The organism is Solibacillus isronensis (assembly GCF_900168685.1).
GTDB classification, from domain to species: domain Bacteria; phylum Bacillota; class Bacilli; order Bacillales_A; family Planococcaceae; genus Solibacillus; species Solibacillus isronensis_A.
In genome coordinates, this window is the sequence record NZ_FVZN01000014.1 from 1,249,740 (window position 1) to 1,270,954 (window position 21,215).

The following is a 21,215-nucleotide window of genomic DNA, read 5'->3' on the forward strand; positions in this document are numbered from 1 at the left end:
TTACCAAGTGAAGCCGTAGCTTTTTACTTCGATTTTATTTACCTTTGAACCGATGTTATCTGGTAATGGTGGGTAGCTAAGTTCAAAACCTGCTTCACCGCCAGCAGCTAGTCCTACATCAACACTGCCAGATAATCCGCCTAAAATTTTACCGTTTGCATCGTATAAAATGGCCGCTAGACGTACATCTTCTTGCTTAACGTCTGTAGGGTTTTTAACAATACCTGTAACACTATATCCGTAGTCACTTGAAATCCCTTTTACTGCACTAACTTCCATTAAGTTTGAATCTTCTTCAGTTGCTTCAAAATTAAAGTTAAATGTTGTTTCAGAATAATTGTCTAGTGATGTTTCTTCATTTAGTGTTGTGCCTTCTACGATAAATGCTGATTCTCCTGGCTGAACAATTGCAGGAACGGCATAAATCATAGTTGAAGTGCCTAATATACTACCGTCTTTCCCTTTGTAATTCATTTGTGTTTCACCAATATCAACCGGTACATCGCCTGTGTTTTTAAAAATGGCCGCTGTATTGATCCAAATAGAGTCAATAGAGTCGCTCCATACATTAGATCCTGAATCTTCAATTTCTAATTTTGCATTGGCGTTTTCTTCAGTATTCGCACTTTCTTCAGTTTTATCAGTTTTACTTTCTTTATCTGCAGATTGTGAAATTGTTTGTTTTGAATCTCCACATGCAGTCAATATGAAAAGTAAACTAAACATTAATATTGCAAGTTTTTTCATTTAATTTCCTCCTGTTATAATACTTAATGTTAATATAATTCCTGAATGATTATAGCATAGTCTAAAAGTTATATTTAATTTTTCCATAAATCAAAAATTACTAAAAATTCCACTATGTACGGGTTTCAAACTTCGCAAAAACCTACAATATTTTACTATCTTTCCCGTACTTTTTTTAGCATTTCCTATCTATAGCTAGACTTCAATTAGTAAGATTTTATATGCTAATCTCAACAAGATTGGAATACAAAGGATGGGATACGATGCAGCAGCAAAGTACGGCGGTTTATAATATTGAACAGTTTGGAGCAGTTGGTGATGGATGGGCCAATAATACATCGGCGATTAAGCGTGCGATAGATGCTTGTTCACAAGGCGGGGGCGGAACGATTTATGTGCCTGCCGGAGTGTTTGTTACTGGTGCGATTGAATTGAAAAGTAATATGCATCTGCATTTGGAGGCAGGTTCCGAGCTTTTGTTTTCAAATGATCGAGCGGATTATCCAGTTATTTCTTCACGCTGGGAAGGGGCGAGTCGTGATGTATTTATGTCCTGTATTTATGCCTGTCATGCGGAAAACATTGCAATTACCGGTTTTGGCACATTGAATGGACAGGGGGCCTACTGGTGGAAGCTGTTTAAAGAGGATTCTCTTGCATATCCACGCCCTAATTTAGTGAGCTTTGACCAATGTGAGCGTGTGCATATCGAGCAGGTGAAAATGATCGATTCTCCGAGCTGGACCATCCATCCGAATGATTGTGATAATGTGACGATTTTGGCAGTTACGATCATTAATCCGGCGAATTCCCCGAATACGGACGGCATAAATCCTGAATCATGCCGCAATGTGAAAATTTCCGATTGTTCGATAGATGTCGGGGATGACTGTATTGCGATAAAAGCGGGTACCGAGGATGCGGAGCGTGCAATTCCTTGTGAAAATATTACGATCACGAACTGTACGATGCTGCACGGTCACGGCGGGGTTGTCTTTGGAAGTGAGATGAGCGGGGACATTCGAAATGTCGTCGTATCAAACTGTATTTTTGAAGGAACAGACCGTGGCATTCGCTTTAAATCACGGCGCGGGCGGGGAGGTACGATTGAAAATATCCGTGTAAGCAATATTGTGATGAATAATGTCATTTGTCCGTTTATACTAAACTTATACTATTATCACGGTCCACGAGGTTTGGAGCCTTATGTTTCGGATAAAAGTGCACAGCCTGTGACAGCGCTGACACCGAAGTTCAGGCATATTCATTTTTCAAATATTACTGCAACAAACGTAACGGCAGCAGCGGGTTTCTTATACGGTTTACCTGAAATGCCGGTTGAGGATATAACATTCAGCCATATCCGTGTTGCAATGAAGTCGGGTGCAGAACCGGATCTGCCGGCAATGATGATGGATCTGGAACCGATGAAACAGCGTGGTTTTTTCTGTTCCAATGCAGAAGATGTGTTGTTTGAGCATGTAACGGTCCAGCAACAGAAAGGGCCGGCATTTGAAATAATGAATAGTAAAAACATCATAATGGAACATTGTCATTCAAAAGAGACGGCAAAGGATGAAGTACTCGTCCAAATGACGAATGTTATAAGCTAGCTGGCGTTAAGGGGGAATTACATTGAGCAGCTTAAGAAAAACCTATTTGTTATATGTCTTCCCCATTTTTTTACTGTTTTTGCTGGCGGGTTGTTCAAGTGAGGAAGCAAAAAAAGTGGATGGCACGCCAAAAGATGTGACATTAACTTTTTGGTTTGATGATGCCGGTCCGTTAAGAAATGCTATTTGGGAAGAAATGATCGCCGCTTTTGAAGAGGAGTATCCACATATTCATATTGAGTACAAAGGCTTCGTGAAGGATATTGCGAAAACGAAATTCAATTCGGCACTCGCGATGCAGTCATTGCCGGATGTAGGAAGTATTTATACAAGCTGGTTACCGGAATATACATACCGTGAAGCATTGGTGCCACTCGATTCTTATTTTGGAAATTGGGCGGAAGGAGACAAAATTGCGGAGTCTGTCATTAATTACAATCGACATTTAACACAGGATCAAAAATTGTATGGATTGCCTTACACACGAAATATGGATGTTCTTTGGGTTCGCACAGATTGGCTCGCCGACTATGGTCTGGAAACGATTGAAACTTGGGATGACTTTTTTCATACCGTTGAAACCTTTACGGATAAAGAGCTGCAACAATACGGCTACAGCATTCGCGGAGGGGAAGGGTCGTCACTGCAGCTGCAGCGGATGATGTATGCATATTCCGGGATTTCGACGTATATCGAAAATGGTGAAAGTACGATTGATGATCCGCGCCATGTGGAGTTTCTGAAAAAATATTTGTCGCTCTATGATTTGCATACATCCAGAAATGATATTGTGAAGGATTATAAAGGAATGCTTGATGATTTTGAGCATGGGGCTGTTGGTTTAATCCAGCATAATATCGGCTCTTATGCAGAACATCAAAAAGTGCTGTCTTCGGATCAGTTCGAGTCATTGCCATTGCCGAAGTCAGTCGATGGTCACTACACTGTCGAGGCAGGCAACACGATGGACATGGTGATGTTCGAGGGTACGAAACATCCAAAAGAGGCGTGGACATTTATTTCCTTTATCGCGTCGCAAAAGGGACAAAGCCATTGGAACAAACGGGTCGGACAATTGCCGACACATCAGGAAGTGCTGCAGGAAGATTGGGTGCTAAATTCCCCGCATTTGCAAACAGCGCTTTCTGTTTATGAAGATCCGCAAACAAAAATGTACGAACCGCCTTTTTATTTAATTGGGTACAACGCCATCCGGTATACGATTGTTGAACCGGGGCTACAGGAAGTGCTGAGCGGGACGAAGACGATTGAGCAGTTCCTGGGAGAGTGGAGTGAAGCCATTGAAAATGAATATGCACAATATGAAAATATCATGCCCAAACCAGAAGCGCTGAGCAAGTGAAAAACTTGCTCGGCGCTTTTTTTATGACATCTAAATGTGAAGATTCTTAAAATTTTTATCTAACATCTTAATATTTTGAATATTTCGGGAAAGCGTTTTCAATTAGAATAATGTGTAAGAAGGGAGGAAATTTAATGAGTTATTCCCCAGAAGTAAATGAACCAGTATTGGAAAAAAAGAAAAGCGAAAAAGTCCGTAAATTTAATAAGGCGAAGTTGGTTCCTTATCTATTCATTACGCCGGCCGTACTTATGGTTGTAAGTTTCCTTTTCTACCCGATTGGAATGGTATTTTATTATAGCTTCCAAAACTACGATATTTCGGCACCTTACTATAATAGTTTCGCAGGGCTCGATAACTTCGTGAATATTTTTACCAGTGATAAGCTGTTCTTCCCGAGCTTACTCAACAGTTTGAAGTGGGTTGTAACAGAAGTGGGGCTTCAATTGGTATTTGGTTTGATTTTGGCACTGTTGCTGAACCAAACGTTTAAATTTAGAGGGATTATACGTGCCGTTGCCTTCATTCCATGGGCGATTTCAGGTGTACTGGCTTCTGTTATCTGGTCACTAATGTACAACGAACATATGGGTGTTTTGAATGATATCCTAATGCGTTTAGGTATTATCGATTCACCGCAAGCCTTTTTGGCAAGTACATCTACAGCATTTGGTGCAGTAGTCATTGCCGAACTTTGGAGAGGGATTCCATTCTTTGCGATTACGCTTTTGGCAGGTTTGCAAAGTATTCCGCAAGAATTGTATGAAGCAGCGCGGGTAGATGGGGCAAGTCGCTGGAAATCATTCCTGTTCGTAACGTTGCCGCAGTTGAAAAACACAATTATTTTAACGACACTGCTGCGAGTTGTTTGGGAGTTTAATAACGTTGACCTGATCTTCAACTTAACAGGCGGCGGTCCTGCACATTCAACAACGACATTGACGATGTATATTGCAGAATTAGCTGTTCATGGCAGTAACTTTGGATATGGCTCAGCGCTTACAGTCATTTCGTTTGGTATTCTATTAGTTTTCGCAGCGCTTTATCTGAAATTATCTCGCTATGAAAAGGAGTGATAACGTATGTTTTCTAAAAATAAAAAAATAGATAAGTTGCTGACACTTTATGTTCCGCTCGGAATGTTGTTAAGTTTTACCCTTTTCCCGCTCTACTGGACGATCAATACGGCGTTCAAGCCTGAGGGAGATATTATGAATCGTCCGCTTGAATATGCGCCGCTTAATCCGACAGTGGAAAACTTCGTAATGGCGTGGAATAATGTCGGGTTTGCCACATTCATGAAAAACAGTTTGATCGTCGGCGTCAGCACAGTGATTGTCGTATTGATCTGTTCAACATTATCCGGCTATGCATTGGCCCGTTATCAGTTCAAGGGAAAACGTGCCTTTATGCTAATGCTGTTATGTACGCAATTTATTCCGAGATCAATGATGATTATTCCGTTGTTTATCATTTTCAAAAATTTAGGTCTGATCAGCAGTCCACTCGCTTTAATTATTACGTATACGGCAATTGAGATTCCGTTTACGACCATATTGATGAGCGGGTTCATCGCAAACGTTCCGAAAGAGTTGGAGGAAGCGGCAATGATTGATGGTTGTACGAAGCTTCAGTCCATCCGTCACGTCGTGTTCCCGTTGCTTCTTCCTGGTATTGTCGCAACAGGGGTATTCACATTCATTTATACATGGAATGAGTTTTTAATTGCCTTAATGCTCACGAATCGTCAGGACCGGTTCACCTTGCCGGTCGGTCTGAGTACGATGATGGGCGAATTCAATGTCAACTATGGTGCGTTGGCAGCAGGCAGTGTCATTGCCTTAATTCCGGCAGTAATTTTATTTGCATATGCACAAAAGCATTTAGTCAATGGTATGGGTGGAGCAGTAAAAGGTTAATTGTACATGAATTCATAAGGGGTGAAGGTTGATGTTCAAAAGCAAGTTCAGAAAATCGATTGCAGTAAGTACGATTGCAACAGCACTATTATTGGCCGCTTGCGGGGATGATGAGTCGGCGGGTAAAAAAGAGGTGTCTGCAGAAAACGGAAAGCCGGTAAAAATTACGTTCTGGGATGAAAATGCCGGACCACAGCGTACACCGATTTGGGAGGAGTTAATCTCCCGTTTTGAAGAGGAAAATCCGAAGATTGATGTGGAGTATGTCGGATTACCGAAAGACTCGGCAAAATCAAAAATGGATGCAGCCATTGCAGCGGACGATACACCGGACTTGGCATCTGTCCAAACGAGCTGGTTACCTGAATTCTCAATTCGTGAAGCATTACTTCCATTGGATGATTACTTTGCAGATTCGGAGCTGAACGGTCTGATCAATGAAGGGGCACTGAATTTCAATAAGGATATCGTAGCGGATAAAAAGCTGTATGGAATTCCTTATACTCAAAACCTGGATATCCTTTGGGTACGTAAAGACTGGTTTGAAGAAAAAGGAGTAAAAATTCCTGAGACTTGGGATGAGTTTTATGCGGCTGCAGAAGCAATGACGGATAAAGCGAATAATCGCTATGGCTACACTATCCGTGGCGGTGCAGGCGGTTCATTCCAAATTCAGCGTATGATGTATGCGTACAACGGGTTTGAAGATTATTTAACGGAAGACGGCAAAGCAACGATCAATGATCAGAAAAATGTCGAGTTTATTGAAAAGTATTTATCGTTATATGAAGAATACACACCGAAAAGCGATATTACAAACGGCTATAAAGAAATGATCGCTGGCTTTGATACAGGTGTAGTGGCAATGGTACAGCACAACATCGGTTCATTCGGCGAGCACAAAGAAGCATTGGAAGAAAATCAGTTCCAGGCAATCCCACTGCCTAAATCGGAAAACGGCAACTACGTGGCAGAAGGCGGAAATACAATCGGTATTTCAATTTTCAACGGAACAGACAATCCGGATGAAGCATGGAAATTTGCTGAATTCCTGAACTCGGCTGCAAGTCAAAGTTTCTGGAATGAGCAAGTTGGTCAGATTCCGACGAACAGTGACGTGTTAAAAGAAGACTGGATTCAAAATTCACCTCATATTCAAACAGCATTTGAAGTGTATGATGATCCGAACACAGTTCTTTATAAGCCGCCATTCTATTTACCAGAATACCGTTCAATCCTGGATGGTACGGTCGATTCCGGAATACAATCGGTTATGAGTGGTAAAGCGTCACCACAGGAATTTTTAGATGAGTGGGCGGGTGCGATGGAAGCTGCGCAAGCTAAATACTCAGAGCACTTCGGCAAATAATACAAAAAAGGGTGCGGTCTTTCAACCACACCCTTTGTTTTTTGGAAATATAGATGGCGAAAAAGCTAAAGGAGATGGCACAAATGAGAACGACATCCGAAAATATTACGGTTAATACACCGCTTGCACTGGCGGAAAAAGCATGCAAGGCAATTATGGATACTTATACACCGGATCAGCTGCCACCGGCGAATTCTTTCCACTATCATCAGGGGGTATTTTTATACGGCATGCTTCGCGTATGGGAAGTGACAGGTGATCAGCAGTACTTTGACTATATAAAAGGCTATATCGACAGCCTGATCGACGAAGAAGGTAACTTATACTTTGCGCGGGATGAGCTGGATTCTGTGCAGGCCGGCATTTTACTGTTCCCATTATATGAACAGACGAAGGACCGTCGTTATTTAGTTGCAGCGAAAAAACTCCGACATCTGCTGTATTCGATAAACCAGACGACAGAGGGCGGCTTCTGGCATAAAGATAAATATCCTTACCAAATGTGGCTGGACGGGTTGTTTATGGCAGGTCCGTTTATGCTTATGTACAATAACCATTTTGTCGAAGAAGAGCTTGTGCTGAATGTTGTACGTCAGGAAAAACTGATGCGTTCAAATATGAAAGATGAGAAAACGGGCTTACTGTTCCACGCATGGGATGAGAAAAAAGCACAACCATGGGCAGACCCGGAAACAGGCTGTTCACCGGAATTTTGGGGGCGTTCAGTCGGGTGGTACGGGACGGCACTCGTCGATATATTGGAACTGATCAACGGTGCACGCGGTCAGGAAGAAATCGTCCAGTCATTGAAAGATCTAGTGCCTGCCATTACTAAGTTCCAGGATGAGAAATCGGGATTATGGTATCAAATCGTGGATAAGGGCGATCGTACCGATAACTGGCTGGAGTCTTCATGCTCGTCCCTGTTTATTTACTTCATTGCAAAAGCGATTAAACTGGGGTTAGTTGATGATTCGTACCAAACAGTAGTTAATAAAGCTTATGATGGGTTAATCGAACATATGGTGGATGTGAAGGAGGATGTGGCTAATCTAAAAGGCATCTGCATCGGCACATCAGCAGGGGTATACGATTATTATGTGGACCGTCCGACTTCAGAAAACGATTTACACGGTATGGGCGCATTCATTTTAGCAAGCATGGCGTTGCATGATATTACGGCAAAATAATAATAGTAAAGAAAAGGTACCCGAATCAAGGGTACTTTTTTCTTGCCTTTGAAAAAATAAATGTAAAGTGCTTACATGTTATGTTAGAATAATTGGAATATAAAGAAAATATGGATTCTACTACTTTATTCTATTTGTATGTGCTTTATGTTTGAAATATCTTATTCTTATATGAGAATGGAATGTTTGGTAGGTGTGGCATCTGGAACGACTGAGGACATTTTTGTATAAATATATTTTTCATTCATTTAAAACAACGATGAATATGTTGTTTTTGCCGATTGTGATTATTTGTATTTTAGTAACCGGCGGTGTGTCGACATATATCGCAACGGCCCAAATTGAAGAGAATACGTATCAAAGTATGAACGATACGATTTATCAGACAAAGAACTATTTAGACCATACCCTTTCGGATCTGTTTTCGCAGCTAGTATCCATATCCTATGATACACGGCTCGTCAACTTATTGATGAAGGAGCAGGAGCAAATCGTACCGGAAGATTATATTCCGATCGATAAAAATCTGCAAATTATTTACGGGCGTTACAGTACAATTTTGGAGTCGGCTACGATTGATCTGAACGAAGGGGAATTTTTGATTTATCAAAGCGAATTTACGAGGAAACCTGTTATTGATTATGATGACTTTTTCGTGAATTACCGGGCAGATAGTGAAAATTTTAAATGGAAAAATGTACATGAAGACGTAGCGTTCCATACCGGAAATGCGGTGATGTCGATGTACAAGCTTTTGGAACTGAATGATCTCGAGAAAAGAGGCATTGTACTCTTTAATATTCGGGAGGAATTTTTCGGAAAGGTGCTGAGTCGATCACTCATCGGGGAGAATGGTTATTTGGCGCTCATTTCAGAAGACGGAATATACCAGTCGAAGGAACTTGAATCAAAATATACGCTTGATGATGAGACATTTCAGAAACTGCATCAGTTATCAACTCCAAAAGATCAAATTACATATACAAATGAAGACAATGAGGAAATGATTGTCATTTACGATACGCTTGAGTCCAATGGCTGGAAAATCGCAGCAATTGTTCCTGAAGATGATCTGCTGAACAAAGTGGAGTATATAAAAATATTCGCCGTGTTTTTAATTATCATCATGATTGGTCTTGTCGTATTTGTAACGAATATTTTTATTTCCTATATGTCAAAACCGTTTCAGAAATTGGCGAAACAGATGGATCTCGTAAATGAAAATCATCTTTATCTGGAAGAAAAAATTTCAGGACCAAAAGAGATGCGAGTGTTAAACCGCGGCTTTATCGAACTGATCGACCGGATTAACGTGTTGATGGACCAGGTGATTTTGGAGCAGGAAGAAAAACGCCAGCTGGAATTTGCGATTATGCATGCGCAGATCAATCCGCATTTCCTCTATAATACGCTTTACTCGATTAAAGGGCTTTGTGACATGGGCATGACAAAAGAAGCGAGCCAGATGGTCACGGCGTTATCGAATTTTTTCCGTATCGGGATTAGTAAAGGGAAAGAAATTATCTCGGTCAAAGAAGAAATCGAGCATATCGAAAACTATTTAATCATCCAGGAGATGCGCTATGGGGATGATTTCACGTATGAAATCGATGTGGAAGACAGCATTTTGGAAAATGAAATTGTTAAACTTTCGTTGCAGCCGATAATTGAAAATGCGATCTATCATGGCGTAAAACAAAAGCGCGGACAAGGCAAGATTGTTATTAAAGGGTACCGTGACGCAAACTATGTTTATTTGGAAGTTTCGGATAACGGAACAGGAATTTCGGAGGAGCGGCTTGAAGCGATTCATGCGGAGCTGCAGCTGAATTATCAAGAGCAGAAGCAATATATCGGAATTGGCATAAAGTCTGTCAATGACCGGATTAAAATGCAGTACGGGGAAGCTTACGGACTCACAATCCGAAGCAAATATGGTGAAGGAACATCGATGATTATTACTATTCCGGTGACAACAGGGGGCTTGACAAAGGATGTATAAAATAATCGTAGTAGAGGATGACCGCATTATTCGTCGAGGCATTTGCCAGACGATTCCATGGGGAGAAAACGGGATAGAAGTTGTAGGAGAAGCAAGTGACGGGGAAATGGCACTTGAACTAATTGCACAACAGCAGCCACATCTCGTCATTTCAGATATTAATATGCCTTTTTTGAATGGGCTCGATATGGCGCGACAACTAAAAGAAATCTGCCCACAGACAAAATTTATCTTTTTAACCGGTTATGAGGATTTTAGTTACGCGCAGCAGGCTGTACAGTTAAAGGCATTCGATTACTTACTGAAACCGGTCGATTCGGAACTGCTGCTGGAAAAGGTGAAGGAAGCACTCGCTGAATGGTCCGAAACGTTTTCGAATGAACAGTTGCTCGTGGAATCGCGTGCAATACGGCAACAGAAATTCTTTAAACAGCTCATGGCAGATGGTGATACAGAGACCGATATCGAAAAAGCGCTTTCAGATTTGGATGTACACTTAGACGGGACATGCTATTCGGCAATTGTTGTGCATGATGGATGCGAAGGACATTTGCTTGAGGAGCAGATTGTTCAGCTTGCTTCAACAAAGCTTGATGTAGAGAAATTTCATCTGCTGTCGGTCGAGGACAATGAATGGGTACTGCTGATCGGACATGATGAAGCAGAAGAGGCAGTAGACCTGGCAACATTCTTGCTTGAACAGCTGCCGGATGTAACGCTGGCATATGGGCGTCCATATACGAATTTGTTCGAGATTGGCCGTTCGTTCATCGAGGCGAAAATGGCGTTGGATTTGCGCTATATTATGGGGACAGGCAAATTGTTTTCAATTGACGATAAAGTGACGAATGGTGAGCAGACAGCGGAAAATTTAAGAGCGATTGATGTGAAACTGATTGCACAGATTAAGCAAGGAGTTCCGGAAAAGGTGGAGGAGCTGCTTGAAGAGTTTCATGACGCCATCATCGATTATCAATCGTTATCGCTCGCGGATCTGAAAGTGATGACACTAAAATATGCAACACTGTTATCATTTGAAATCGACCGCTGGAGTAAAAACGAAACATCGACCCATTCGGCTGATGTATATAAGGCAGTAATGGAAATGAATTCACTGCACGATATGATACAAATTATTCGGGAACTTATTCAACAATGGTCGGAAATTCTCTATCAAAAAGAGGAAAGCAAGTTTAAAAGCCATGTTGATCTCGCAATTCACTATATGAATGAATATTATTCGGACAGCACATTAACATTGCAGAAACTGGCCAAAATGATTCATGTAAGTGCACCGTATTTAAGCAATCTGTTTAAACTCGAAAAAGGGTTTAATTTTGGGGACTACTTACTGGAATTGCGCATGAAAAAAGCGATGGAGCTGCTGCGAGAAGAAAGTTTGAAAACATATGAAATCAGTGAGCAGGTAGGGTACAGTAACCCGCAATATTTCAGTATTTGTTTTAAGAAATACACTGGCCATACCCCGGCCGAATTTAAAAAGAAACTGAATCCGAATGTCAGCTAGCGGTATAGATGCCGCTAGCTTTTTTGTATTTCAGATTGAACGCCGTGCATATGTGTACAAATATTTAAGAAAAGCGTTTGATATTTTAAGGACATCGTTACGTAACATTGTAAACCCTTACATCGTTTTTTATAATCGGGTTGTAACAATATTCAGAAAACAATAGCAGAGGTTAAGAAAAACAGACCTAGATGATTAAAACTGTTCATTAACCGGAGGAGGTAGCAAAATGGAAACACGTTATGCCAATCACCCTGAAGAGATTAAACGTTACAATACGGACGAATTACGTGAGCATTTTTTAGTGGAAACACTATTTGAACTTGGAAAGGTACATTTAACATACACACATGTGGACCGTATGATTTTTGGCGGGGTAACACCTGCGGATACGGAACTGACGATTGAACTGGATAAAGAATTAGGCGTAAGTTACTTCTTAGAGCGCCGAGAACTAGGCATCATCAATATTGGCGGTGACGGGGTTGTTGTATTGGATGGTATTGAATACGACATGCAGCGCCGTGATGGATTATATGTAAGCCGCGGTACGAAGCAAGTGCTGTTCCGTTCAAAAGATGCGGCAAATCCGGCGAAATTTTATATCAATTCAACACCGGCACACCATACATACCCGACGGTGAAAATTGATATTAACAATATTAAACCGTTAGAAGCAGGTACACCGGGAACATTGAATGAACGAAAAATCTATCAATATATTCATCCGAATGTTTGTGAAAGCTGCCAGTTGCAGATGGGCTTGACGATGCTGTCACCGGGCAGTGTGTGGAATACAATGCCTGCTCATACGCATGAACGTCGCATGGAAGTGTATTTGTATTTTGATATGGAAGCTGATACTCGTGTTTTCCACTTTATGGGGCAACCGGACGAAACACGTCATCTTATTCTGAAAAATGAACAGGCTGTGATTTCGCCAAGCTGGTCGATTCATACAGGTACAGCGACAAGCAACTATACATTCATTTGGGGAATGTGCGGAGAAAACATTACGTATGACGACATGGACCATGTAAAAATGGAAGATTTACGCTAAGCGAATGGAGGAACAATAGATGACACAGGAAGTAGCCGGTTTTTCATTAGATTACTTTAGCTTAAAAGGAAAAGTTGCCATTGTAACAGGCGGCAATAAAGGATTAGGCCAGGCATATGCCGTCGCTTTAGCAAAAGCGGGAGCAGACATTTTTGTTATTGCGCGCAGCGCGGACTGGAGTGAGACAGAGCGTTTAATTAACGAAACAGGCCAAAAGGTAACGTTTTACCAGGGTGATTTAAGCGATCGTACGATTATCAAACCTGCTTTGGAAGCTTGCCTGCAAGAATATGGCACAGTGGATATTTTAGTGAATAATGCCGGTACAATCCGCCGTTCACCATTACTGGATTACCAGGAACAGGACTGGGATGCGGTGATGGAAATTAACTTAAACAGTCTATACCTATTAAGCCAGGAAGTCGCGAAAGTAATGGTAGAGAAAAAGAGCGGGAAAATTATCAATATCGCATCGATGCTTTCGTACCAGGGCGGCAAATTTGTTCCGCCATATACAGCGAGTAAACATGCCGTCGCCGGTTTAACAAAGGCATTTGCCAATGAACTGGCAGAGCATAATGTGCAGATTAACGCGATTGCTCCAGGCTATGTGGCAACAGATAATACGGCGCCGATTCGCCAGGATGAAAAACGCAGCACGGAAATTCTATCACGTATTCCTGCAGGACGTTGGGCTACGACTGCAGACTTGATGGGATCTGTCGTATACTTGGCAAGCCGTGCTTCGGATTATACGAACGGTCATATTTTAGCCGTTGATGGCGGCTGGCTGGCAAGATAACTACTAAATTAATAGGAAATAATTATAAGCCGTATCACGCAATGCTGATACGGCTTTTACTAAAGGATGTGGAAATAATGAAAGCTAATTTAGGTATTCGTGCACATGATCTGGAAGCAGAAAACTTACAGGAGCTTGCGGCAAACGTAGCGCAAAGAGGATTTTCTGCAGTCCAGCTAGCACTTGCAAAATCCATTACGGAATTTTCTACAAGTACAGGGTCATTATCACCAGGGTATGGGCATTATGTAAAATCACTTTTTCAGCAGCACGATGTTCGCATTGCTGTTTTAGGCTGCTATATTAATATGATTCATCCGGATTTAGCTGAGAGACAGCGGCAGCTCGATCGCTTTAAAGAACATATCCGTTTTGCGCATGATTTCGGCTGCAGTATTGTCGGAACAGAAACGGGCAGTGTCATTCCGTCACTCGGTTACAGCGAAGATAATTTTACCGAAGAAGCTTATAAGGAAGTTGTAAAAAGTGTGCAAGAACTCGTAGAAGAGGCAGAAAAGTTTGGTGTCATCGTCGGTATTGAAGGCGGTATCAATCACCCGATTCACACACCGCAGCGGATGAAGCGTTTATTGGAAGATGTACCGTCGTCGAATATGCAAGTCATTTATGACCCGGCGAATTTTATGAGCTTGGAAAATGTCCATGATCAGCATTCGGTAATAGATGAAGCCTTCGAATTATTCGGCGAACGTATTGTGATCGTTCATGCGAAAGATTTCATTTTGGATAATGGTGAAATTGTAATGGTGCCAGTCGGAACCGGCCAGCTCGATTATAAGTATTTAGCGGAAAGGCTGAAGAAGGAGAAGCCGTTCATCAATATTCTTTTGGAAAATACGCGCGATCCTCATATTGCCGATAGTATACGTAATATACAAGACTGGTATGAACAAGCTTAAAAGAGCGCAGTAGTAAATCAAAATGTGCATTTATGCCATATATTATAAGATTTTAAACAATTATCTAAAAATTTTAAATTATTTCTGAAAGCGTTTTCTATTACTATTAAATTAAGAAGCACATTAGCAGTGTTCACAAGGAATCGATCGAGGGGGTAAGGAAATGGCAGAATTAAAATTAAATAATATTTATAAAATTTACGATAATAAAGTAACCGCTGTAGATAATTTTAACTTGCATATCGAGGATAAGGAATTCATCGTTTTTGTTGGTCCTTCGGGTTGCGGAAAATCGACAACTTTACGGATGATGGCAGGCTTGGAGGAGATTTCAAAAGGGGATTTCTATATTGATGATAAGCGTGTAAACGACATCGCACCAAAAGACCGCGATATCGCAATGGTATTCCAAAACTATGCATTGTACCCGCATATGACGGTTTATGACAATATTGCATTCGGTTTGAAATTACGTAAGCTGCCGAAGTCGGAAATCGATGAGCGAGTACGTAATGCGGCGAAAATTTTGGGCATCGAAAATTACTTGAACCGTAAACCGAAAGCTTTATCTGGTGGCCAAAGACAACGTGTTGCATTGGGCCGTGCCATTGTACGGGATGCGAAGCTGTTCTTGATGGACGAGCCGCTGTCAAATCTGGACGCAAAGCTGCGTGTGCAAATGCGTGCTGAAATCATTAAATTGCACCGTCGTATCGGGACAACGACAATTTATGTAACACATGACCAGACAGAAGCGATGACAATGGCGAGCCGTATAGTCGTAATGAAGGACGGCATTATTCATCAGGTAGGGGCACCGAAGTATATTTATGATAATCCTGAAAATGTGTTTGTTGGCGGCTTTATCGGTTCACCTTCCATGAACTTTTTAGATGGACGTGTAGAAGATGGCTATTACCAGCTGGGAGACAGAAAAATAATAATTCCGGAAGATAAAATGACGATGCTTCGTCAGCAAGGTTATGTCGGGAAGGAAGTTATTTTAGGAATCCGTCCTGAGAGCTTTTTTGTAGGGGAAGAGACGGCGGAGCTTGATCCTTCTGTTGTGTCTCAATATGAAATCGAAGTTGCGGAGTTAACAGGTTCTGAAATTATGCTGTATTTCAAAATCGGCGACCAGGAAGTTGTAGCATTGACGGATGCGCAACAAACAATTGAAGCAGGACAAAAAGTCAATTTTGCTGTTAATACGGATAAAATGCATTTCTTTGATAAAGAAACAGAGATACGTATTCGCTAATACCGACGGGAGAAGCAATAGAGAAGCTTCTAACTTAATAGAAGAATTAAGGCTGTCCAAAAGTCATTTACTTATAGGACAGCCTTTCTTTCAACAATTACTTGTATGAAGGCAGGGGGAAAGCTCATGGAACGAAACTATATTTTTACTTTAGGGGATGCGCTAATTACATTTAATCCGGTGGCTACAGGTCCGTTACGCTATGTTAATTCATTTGAGCGCAAGTTAGGCGGGGCCGAACTGAATTTTGCCATTGGCTGTGCCAGATTAGGGCTTCCTGTTAAGTGGATGAGTCGATTAGGCGGGGATGAATTTTCGAAATATATTTATAACACCGTGCGCGGTGAAGGCATCAATATGGATTATGTGGAGCATGTGTCCGGTTATCCGACATCGCTGAATTTTAAAGAAATATTGGAAAATGGCTCCGGGAAGACATTTTACTACCGGTATCAGTCACCGATTTTGACAATGACCGAAGAGGATATCGAGGAATCGATGTTTGATGATATAGCGTATGTTCATCTGACGGGTGTGTTTCTGGCCATTGCACCGCAAAACCTGCAAATTGCACTGGCTATTTTACGCATCGCAAAAGCAAAAGGCATTCCGGTATCTTTTGACCCGAATATCCGCTTGAAACTTTGGACATTGGAGCAAGCAAGGGCTGCCTATTTTGAGATTTTCCCGTATGTCGACATTTTATTGACCGGGCTGGACGAAATTGAAATGATTATCGGTACTACGTCATTTGAACAGTTTGCCGCACAGTATAATATTTCAGAACTCGTCATTAAGGACGGGGCAAATGGATCGAAAGCTTATGTAAACGGACAATGGCATATTGCGGAACCATTTGAAGTTAAACCTGTCGATACGGTAGGTGCTGGTGACGGTTATGATGCGGCATATATTTTCGGGCTGATAAAAGGCTATGATGTGACCGAGCGTCTTCGTCTGGCGAATGCTGTTGGTGCAATGGTGACAACGGTAAAGGGTGACAATGAAGGTTTGCCGGAATATACAGATGTGGAAGTATTTTTAGGACAGAAAACGCTAGTTGAAAGGTAAGGGTTCCCGATGAAAAAATATGAAGTGATTCACCAACTGAAAGAACATAAAATTGTAGCGGTCATTCGCGGAAGCTCGGTGCAGGAAGCGACAGAAATTATTCAAGGTGCTGTACAAGGAGGAATTCGCCTTATAGAGCTTACATATACAACACCGTTTGTTCAGGAAGTATTTGAAGAAATCCGCTCTTTAGATGCGATTATAGGCGCTGGAACCGTGTTAGATTCGGAGACGGCAAGACATGCCATTTTATGCGGTGCGAAATTTATTGTCAGTCCGAGCTTTAATGCGGACATCGCTAAATTATGCAACCGCTACGGAATACCCTATTTACCAGGGTGTATGACTTTAAATGAAATAGTAACTGCACTGGAAGCGGGCTGTGACATCGTTAAGCTTTTCCCGGCGAACCATTTCTCACCCGGCTTTATCCGTACGGTGAATGGGCCGTTGCCTCATGTAGAAATTATGCCGACAGGCGGGATTAGTGCCAACAATATGCAGGAATGGCTCGATGCAGGTGCTGTCGCTATAGGGATTAGCAGTGATTTAACGAAGGCTTATGAGACAGGTGGGGTAGATGCTGTCGTAGCTGCGAGTCAAGAGTATTGCGGGAAGCTGTAAGTAGTGTTTGGTTGACGGTTAGTTTACCACTTATATTCTCCGTTCGAAACGTCAAAACCTTTCATTCATGATTGGTTTTGACGTTTTATTATTTATTTGCAAACACCCACAAACCGTCTACAGTTGATCGGTAAAAATTCTAAATATTAAGAATTCGATATAAAGAGTAGTAAAAGTGTCATTTTTCACCAAGAACAGGAGCGCATTAATTTTATTTTATCAGTATAATATTTCCATATGCGTACATAACGAGTCAGCACGATGTTATACATGAAATTAAATGAAACAGGAGGCTGTTTATGAAAACGATGTTGCAGTTACCTTTGCAATTAAAAAGCTTTTTGAAATTGGGGGATGCAGTACTGATTACAGACAGTGACCATATTATTTTAGCAGTCAATGATACATATGAAGAGGTAACAGGTTTTGAAAGAAATAAAATCATCGGTATAAAAGCGGGCTTTATTAAATCGAAACTTACGAGCAAAGAAACGTATCGTTCAATGAAAGATTCTTTAAAGCAGCATATCCCTTGGTCAGGAATTTTTGTGAATCGAAAGAAATCCGGGGAACTTTGGCATTCATCTATTACCATTACGCCTTTCAAAATTGAGGATGAATGGTTTTATATAGGAGTTTTTCGCGCGTTAGAACAGTTGGAAGAGGGCTTATACTTATCTGAAGACAAGAAGATTGAAGTACAGAGAGAACTATTGAAAGTGCTGGCCATCTCCTGTGAAATCCGTGATCCCGGAACGGAAGAGCATTTACTAAGAGTTCAGGCATTGACGGAAAAACTTTTGAAGGCACACAATGAGAAAAACAACCTTCAATTAGAATCTAATTATATGAACAATGTGATTCATTCCAGTATACTGCATGACATCGGAAAAGCGGGTATGCCAGAAGGGATTTTGTATAAACCAGGAGCATTGTCCATTTATGAAAGAAAAATAATAGAAATGCATCCGTTGACAGGGGCAGACATTCTTAACAAAATGTCCAAGGAAATCAATTATGATTTTATCAAGAGTATGGAAGTCGCCGAAAATATTATTTTGCATCACCATGAAAGATGGGATGGAACGGGCTACCCATTCCAGCTAAAAGGCGAGCAGATTCCACTTGAAGCGCGAGTCGTATCGATTGTTGATGTGTTTGATGCGTTAACAACACGGAGACCGTATAAAGATTCCTGGCCGGAAGAAAAAGCATTGGCATTTATTGAAGAAAATAAAGGGAAACATTTTGATCCGTTAATTGTGGAAACCTTTATCAGCCTGTTTTAAAAATGTGTCCGGTATTACACCGGACTTATAATTTTTAGATGAAATTTTTTAATAGTGTGCTGATATATTAGAAGTTCTCGGCAACTTATTAGAACATCGTGCTAACTTATTAGAAAACTGGGGCACAAGATCATTAAAACTTCGTGATTGCATATTAGAAAATGCGGTCTGCTGTATATATTAGAACTTCCTTCGATATATTAGAACATCCGACTCACATATTAGAAGTTCGCGGCAGCTTATTAGAACATCGCACTAAAACCGGCGCACTTGATCATTAAAACTTCATGATTGCATATTAAAAAATGTGGTCTGCAGCTTTTATTAGAACTTCCTCCGATATATTAGAACATCAGACTCACATATTAGAAGTTCCCGACCTCTTATTAGAAGATCTTGACCACTTATTTGAACATCGGCAACTTATATTAGAAGATCGGTGTTTTATTAGAACTTTTACGCGTTTATTAGAACATCTCACTAATTTATTAGAAACACACTCAGTAAAAAACAAAAAACCAGTCACCGGTATGGCTACCGGAAACTGGCATTTTCTTCTTCATCATAAATTAAGCTGTTTTCTTAATCTGTAACGCCATCGCTGCACCGAAGAATTCATAATGAATCTTCTCGGTAGGTACACCTAGCTCAACTAAGTATTGGATTACAGTTTCCATGAATACAGTTGGTCCACATACATAAACTTCTGTTCCAGGAACTAGGAATTCCTCGATTTGCGCTTTAGTAATATAGCCGTCTAAATCTGAATAAACCGCTTTATATTTACCGTCTGTCGCTGCAACGTTTTCTTCGATAGTTTCTTTAAATGCCGCTACATTTTCGTTGCGTGCACATTGGATAAATGATGCTTGGCGGCCTTCAATTGATTTAAGCATTCCTTGTAATGGTGTTACACCTACTCCACCGCTGATGAATAGAACTGGGCTTTCATTTTCTACTAATGTGAACACACCTGCAGGAGCACTTACATCCACTTTTGTACCGATTTCTGCGTTGTGTAGGAAGTTTGAAACAATTCCGTTTGGTGTTACATCATCTTCACGTTTTACAGAAATACGGAAATAATCTTCCGAGCCGTCTGTTAATGTATATTGGCGGTTCATTAAGTATTGTTCACCTGGTACTTGTGTGCGCAATGTAATGAATTGGCCAGCTTTGAATGGTGGTAATTTTTCGCCGTTAACTGGTTTTAAATAGAATGATTTAACTGCTTCGCTTTCTTCCACAACTTCTGCAATTGTAAATTCTTTAAATGCGCGCCAGCCTCCAGCATTTTCCGCTGCTTTGTATAAATCTTCTTCCACTGAAATGAATACTTCAGCAATTACGCCGTAAGCTTTACCCCAAGCGTCGATAATTTCATCTGTCGCCGCATCTCCAAGAACTTCTTTAATCGCTTCTAATAAATATTTACCGACAATCGGATAATGCTCCGGTAAAATACCTAAACTTACGTGTTTATGTGCAATTTGGACAACAGCCGGAACGATTGCCTCCAAGTTATCGATATGAACTGCTGCTGCATATACAGTGTTTGCTAAAGCTGTTTGCTGACGATCTTTCTTTTGGTTTGTATGATTGAAAATGTTTAGTAATTCCGGGTTTTCTCTGAATAAGTTTGCATAGAAAGTTTTAGTAATTGCTAATCCGTGTACCTCCAATACAGGTACTGTTGATTTGATAATATTAATAGTTTGTTGTGCTAACATACATTGCACGTCCCCTCAAATTTGGTTGTTTGTTTCTTGCAACATCAATATACTGCTAAAAAAATGCTAAAGCAATATCAAAAATACATCTTTAACATATCTGTCACAAACATATATAAAAAATACATCTTTAACAAAATGGACACAAAACATTATAATGAATTCATCGATAAACATAAGCCGTTCTATTCGAACATTTTGTTTAAAATGTTATACTTAAGTTGAAGAAAGATGGTGAACAGCGTGCGGTTAACAGTATATACAGATTATTCTTTACGTACGCTCATGTATTTAGGTGTACGGGGCAGAGAAAATTTAGTTACGATTCAGGAAATTGCTAATGCGTATCAGATTTCCAAAAATCATTTAATGAAAGTAACCCATGATTTAGGGAAACATGGCTATATTGAAACGATTCGCGGGCGCGGAGGCGGCATTCGTCTGGCACTTGAACCTGAACAAATCAATATTGGTGATGTCGTTCGCAAAACAGAAGATGACTTTCACCTTGTTGAATGTTTCAATCCGGAAGGGAACCTTTGCAAAATATCACCGGAGTGCAGGCTGAAATTTGCTTTACAACAAGCATTAAAAGCATATTTGGCTGTGCTTGATACCTATACATTGGCGGATGTGCTCGTATCAAAAGACATTTTAAGTGAATTATTCGGCATTACCCAAACTAGTAAATAGCCATTTACTAGTTTTTATATTACCTAAAAATAAG

General features: G+C 40.8%; 18 protein-coding genes. 16 read left to right on the plus strand and 2 right to left on the minus strand.

All coding sequences use genetic code 11. The annotated features are described in order from the left end of the window. Positions 1-747, minus strand: coding sequence for an FxLYD domain-containing protein (locus B5473_RS14765; RefSeq protein WP_079526469.1), 747 nt, complete (start codon positions 745-747; stop codon positions 1-3). 263 nt (positions 748-1,010) lie between these two features. Between B5473_RS14765 and B5473_RS14770 the strand changes: the two genes are divergently transcribed. From B5473_RS14770 to B5473_RS14840, 15 genes are all read left to right on the plus strand, one after another. Then, positions 1,011-2,360: a glycoside hydrolase family 28 protein gene (locus tag B5473_RS14770; protein ID WP_079526471.1), complete on the plus strand. Its 1,350-nt coding sequence runs from the start codon at positions 1,011-1,013 to the stop codon at positions 2,358-2,360. A 22-nt stretch (positions 2,361-2,382) separates the two neighbouring features. Next, positions 2,383-3,723: an ABC transporter substrate-binding protein gene (locus B5473_RS14775; protein ID WP_254865336.1), complete on the plus strand. Its 1,341-nt coding sequence runs from the start codon at positions 2,383-2,385 to the stop codon at positions 3,721-3,723. A gap of 134 nt (positions 3,724-3,857) precedes the next feature. Next, the gene (locus B5473_RS14780; RefSeq protein WP_079526473.1) at positions 3,858-4,799 is read left to right on the plus strand and encodes a carbohydrate ABC transporter permease; all 942 of its coding nucleotides are present in this window, start codon (positions 3,858-3,860) and stop codon (positions 4,797-4,799) included. A gap of 6 nt (positions 4,800-4,805) precedes the next feature. Then, positions 4,806-5,642 (plus strand): carbohydrate ABC transporter permease, encoded by an 837-nt coding sequence (locus tag B5473_RS14785; RefSeq protein WP_079526475.1) that lies wholly within the window; start codon positions 4,806-4,808, stop codon positions 5,640-5,642. A gap of 31 nt (positions 5,643-5,673) precedes the next feature. Next, a complete protein-coding gene (locus B5473_RS14790; protein WP_079526477.1) occupies positions 5,674-7,011 on the plus strand; it encodes an ABC transporter substrate-binding protein in 1,338 nt (445 codons plus the stop codon). An 83-nt stretch (positions 7,012-7,094) separates the two neighbouring features. Then, entirely contained in the window at positions 7,095-8,201 is a 1,107-nt protein-coding gene (locus B5473_RS14795; RefSeq protein WP_079526479.1) for a glycoside hydrolase family 88/105 protein, read from the plus strand. Between the two features lie 259 nt (positions 8,202-8,460). Continuing rightward, positions 8,461-10,203, plus strand: a complete 1,743-nt coding sequence (locus B5473_RS14800; protein WP_254865337.1) for a sensor histidine kinase — start codon at positions 8,461-8,463, stop codon at positions 10,201-10,203. Beyond that, on the plus strand, positions 10,196-11,731 hold the full coding sequence (locus tag B5473_RS14805) for a response regulator (protein WP_079526483.1): 1,536 nt from the start codon (positions 10,196-10,198) through the stop codon (positions 11,729-11,731). The genes B5473_RS14800 and B5473_RS14805 overlap by 8 nt, the downstream gene beginning before the upstream one ends. 229 nt (positions 11,732-11,960) lie before the next feature. Then, positions 11,961-12,791, plus strand: coding sequence for a 5-dehydro-4-deoxy-D-glucuronate isomerase (gene kduI / locus B5473_RS14810; RefSeq protein ID WP_079526485.1), 831 nt, complete (start codon positions 11,961-11,963; stop codon positions 12,789-12,791). A gap of 19 nt (positions 12,792-12,810) precedes the next feature. Further along, positions 12,811-13,593, plus strand: a complete 783-nt coding sequence (gene kduD, locus B5473_RS14815) for a 2-dehydro-3-deoxy-D-gluconate 5-dehydrogenase KduD (RefSeq protein ID WP_079526487.1) — start codon at positions 12,811-12,813, stop codon at positions 13,591-13,593. A 77-nt stretch (positions 13,594-13,670) separates the two neighbouring features. Further along, a complete protein-coding gene (locus B5473_RS14820) occupies positions 13,671-14,513 on the plus strand; it encodes a sugar phosphate isomerase/epimerase family protein (RefSeq protein ID WP_079526489.1) in 843 nt (280 codons plus the stop codon). 163 nt (positions 14,514-14,676) lie between these two features. Then, complete coding sequence (locus B5473_RS14825) at positions 14,677-15,774, plus strand: ABC transporter ATP-binding protein (RefSeq protein WP_079526491.1); 1,098 nt, start codon at positions 14,677-14,679, stop codon at positions 15,772-15,774. Between the two features lie 126 nt (positions 15,775-15,900). Next, positions 15,901-16,845: a sugar kinase gene (locus tag B5473_RS14830; RefSeq protein ID WP_079526493.1), complete on the plus strand. Its 945-nt coding sequence runs from the start codon at positions 15,901-15,903 to the stop codon at positions 16,843-16,845. Positions 16,846-16,854: 9 nt separating this feature from the next. Continuing rightward, entirely contained in the window at positions 16,855-17,469 is a 615-nt protein-coding gene (locus tag B5473_RS14835) for a bifunctional 2-keto-4-hydroxyglutarate aldolase/2-keto-3-deoxy-6-phosphogluconate aldolase (protein WP_079526495.1), read from the plus strand. Positions 17,470-17,768: 299 nt separating this feature from the next. Then, a complete protein-coding gene (locus B5473_RS14840; RefSeq protein ID WP_079526497.1) occupies positions 17,769-18,758 on the plus strand; it encodes an HD domain-containing phosphohydrolase in 990 nt (329 codons plus the stop codon). Positions 18,759-19,327: 569 nt separating this feature from the next. Here B5473_RS14840 and hmpA read toward each other — a convergent pair. Beyond that, positions 19,328-20,488, minus strand: coding sequence for an NO-inducible flavohemoprotein (gene hmpA / locus B5473_RS14845; RefSeq protein WP_079526499.1), 1,161 nt, complete (start codon positions 20,486-20,488; stop codon positions 19,328-19,330). Between the two features lie 243 nt (positions 20,489-20,731). On the opposite strand from hmpA, the gene B5473_RS14850 reads away from it, so the two are divergent. Further along, positions 20,732-21,181: an RrF2 family transcriptional regulator gene (locus B5473_RS14850; protein WP_176142084.1), complete on the plus strand. Its 450-nt coding sequence runs from the start codon at positions 20,732-20,734 to the stop codon at positions 21,179-21,181. The last annotated feature ends 34 nt before the right edge of the window (positions 21,182-21,215 follow it).

Excerpts from the sequence above, each read along its gene's own strand:
- B5473_RS14765 (WP_079526469.1), bottom strand. The coding sequence starts at position 747 with ATGAAAAAACTTGCAATATTAATGTTTAGTTTACTTTTCATATTGACT.
- B5473_RS14770 (WP_079526471.1), top strand. The coding sequence starts at position 1,011 with ATGCAGCAGCAAAGTACGGCGGTTTATAATATTGAACAGTTTGGAGCA.
- B5473_RS14780 (WP_079526473.1), top strand. The coding sequence starts at position 3,858 with ATGAGTTATTCCCCAGAAGTAAATGAACCAGTATTGGAAAAAAAGAAA.
- B5473_RS14785 (WP_079526475.1), top strand. The coding sequence starts at position 4,806 with ATGTTTTCTAAAAATAAAAAAATAGATAAGTTGCTGACACTTTATGTT.
- B5473_RS14790 (WP_079526477.1), top strand. The coding sequence starts at position 5,674 with ATGTTCAAAAGCAAGTTCAGAAAATCGATTGCAGTAAGTACGATTGCA.
- B5473_RS14795 (WP_079526479.1), top strand. The coding sequence starts at position 7,095 with ATGAGAACGACATCCGAAAATATTACGGTTAATACACCGCTTGCACTG.
- B5473_RS14800 (WP_254865337.1), top strand. The coding sequence starts at position 8,461 with ATGAATATGTTGTTTTTGCCGATTGTGATTATTTGTATTTTAGTAACC.
- B5473_RS14805 (WP_079526483.1), top strand. The coding sequence starts at position 10,196 with ATGTATAAAATAATCGTAGTAGAGGATGACCGCATTATTCGTCGAGGC.
- kduI (WP_079526485.1), top strand. The coding sequence starts at position 11,961 with ATGGAAACACGTTATGCCAATCACCCTGAAGAGATTAAACGTTACAAT.
- kduD (WP_079526487.1), top strand. The coding sequence starts at position 12,811 with ATGACACAGGAAGTAGCCGGTTTTTCATTAGATTACTTTAGCTTAAAA.
- B5473_RS14820 (WP_079526489.1), top strand. The coding sequence starts at position 13,671 with ATGAAAGCTAATTTAGGTATTCGTGCACATGATCTGGAAGCAGAAAAC.
- B5473_RS14825 (WP_079526491.1), top strand. The coding sequence starts at position 14,677 with ATGGCAGAATTAAAATTAAATAATATTTATAAAATTTACGATAATAAA.
- B5473_RS14830 (WP_079526493.1), top strand. The coding sequence starts at position 15,901 with ATGGAACGAAACTATATTTTTACTTTAGGGGATGCGCTAATTACATTT.
- B5473_RS14835 (WP_079526495.1), top strand. The coding sequence starts at position 16,855 with ATGAAAAAATATGAAGTGATTCACCAACTGAAAGAACATAAAATTGTA.
- B5473_RS14840 (WP_079526497.1), top strand. The coding sequence starts at position 17,769 with ATGAAAACGATGTTGCAGTTACCTTTGCAATTAAAAAGCTTTTTGAAA.
- hmpA (WP_079526499.1), bottom strand. The coding sequence starts at position 20,488 with ATGTTAGCACAACAAACTATTAATATTATCAAATCAACAGTACCTGTA.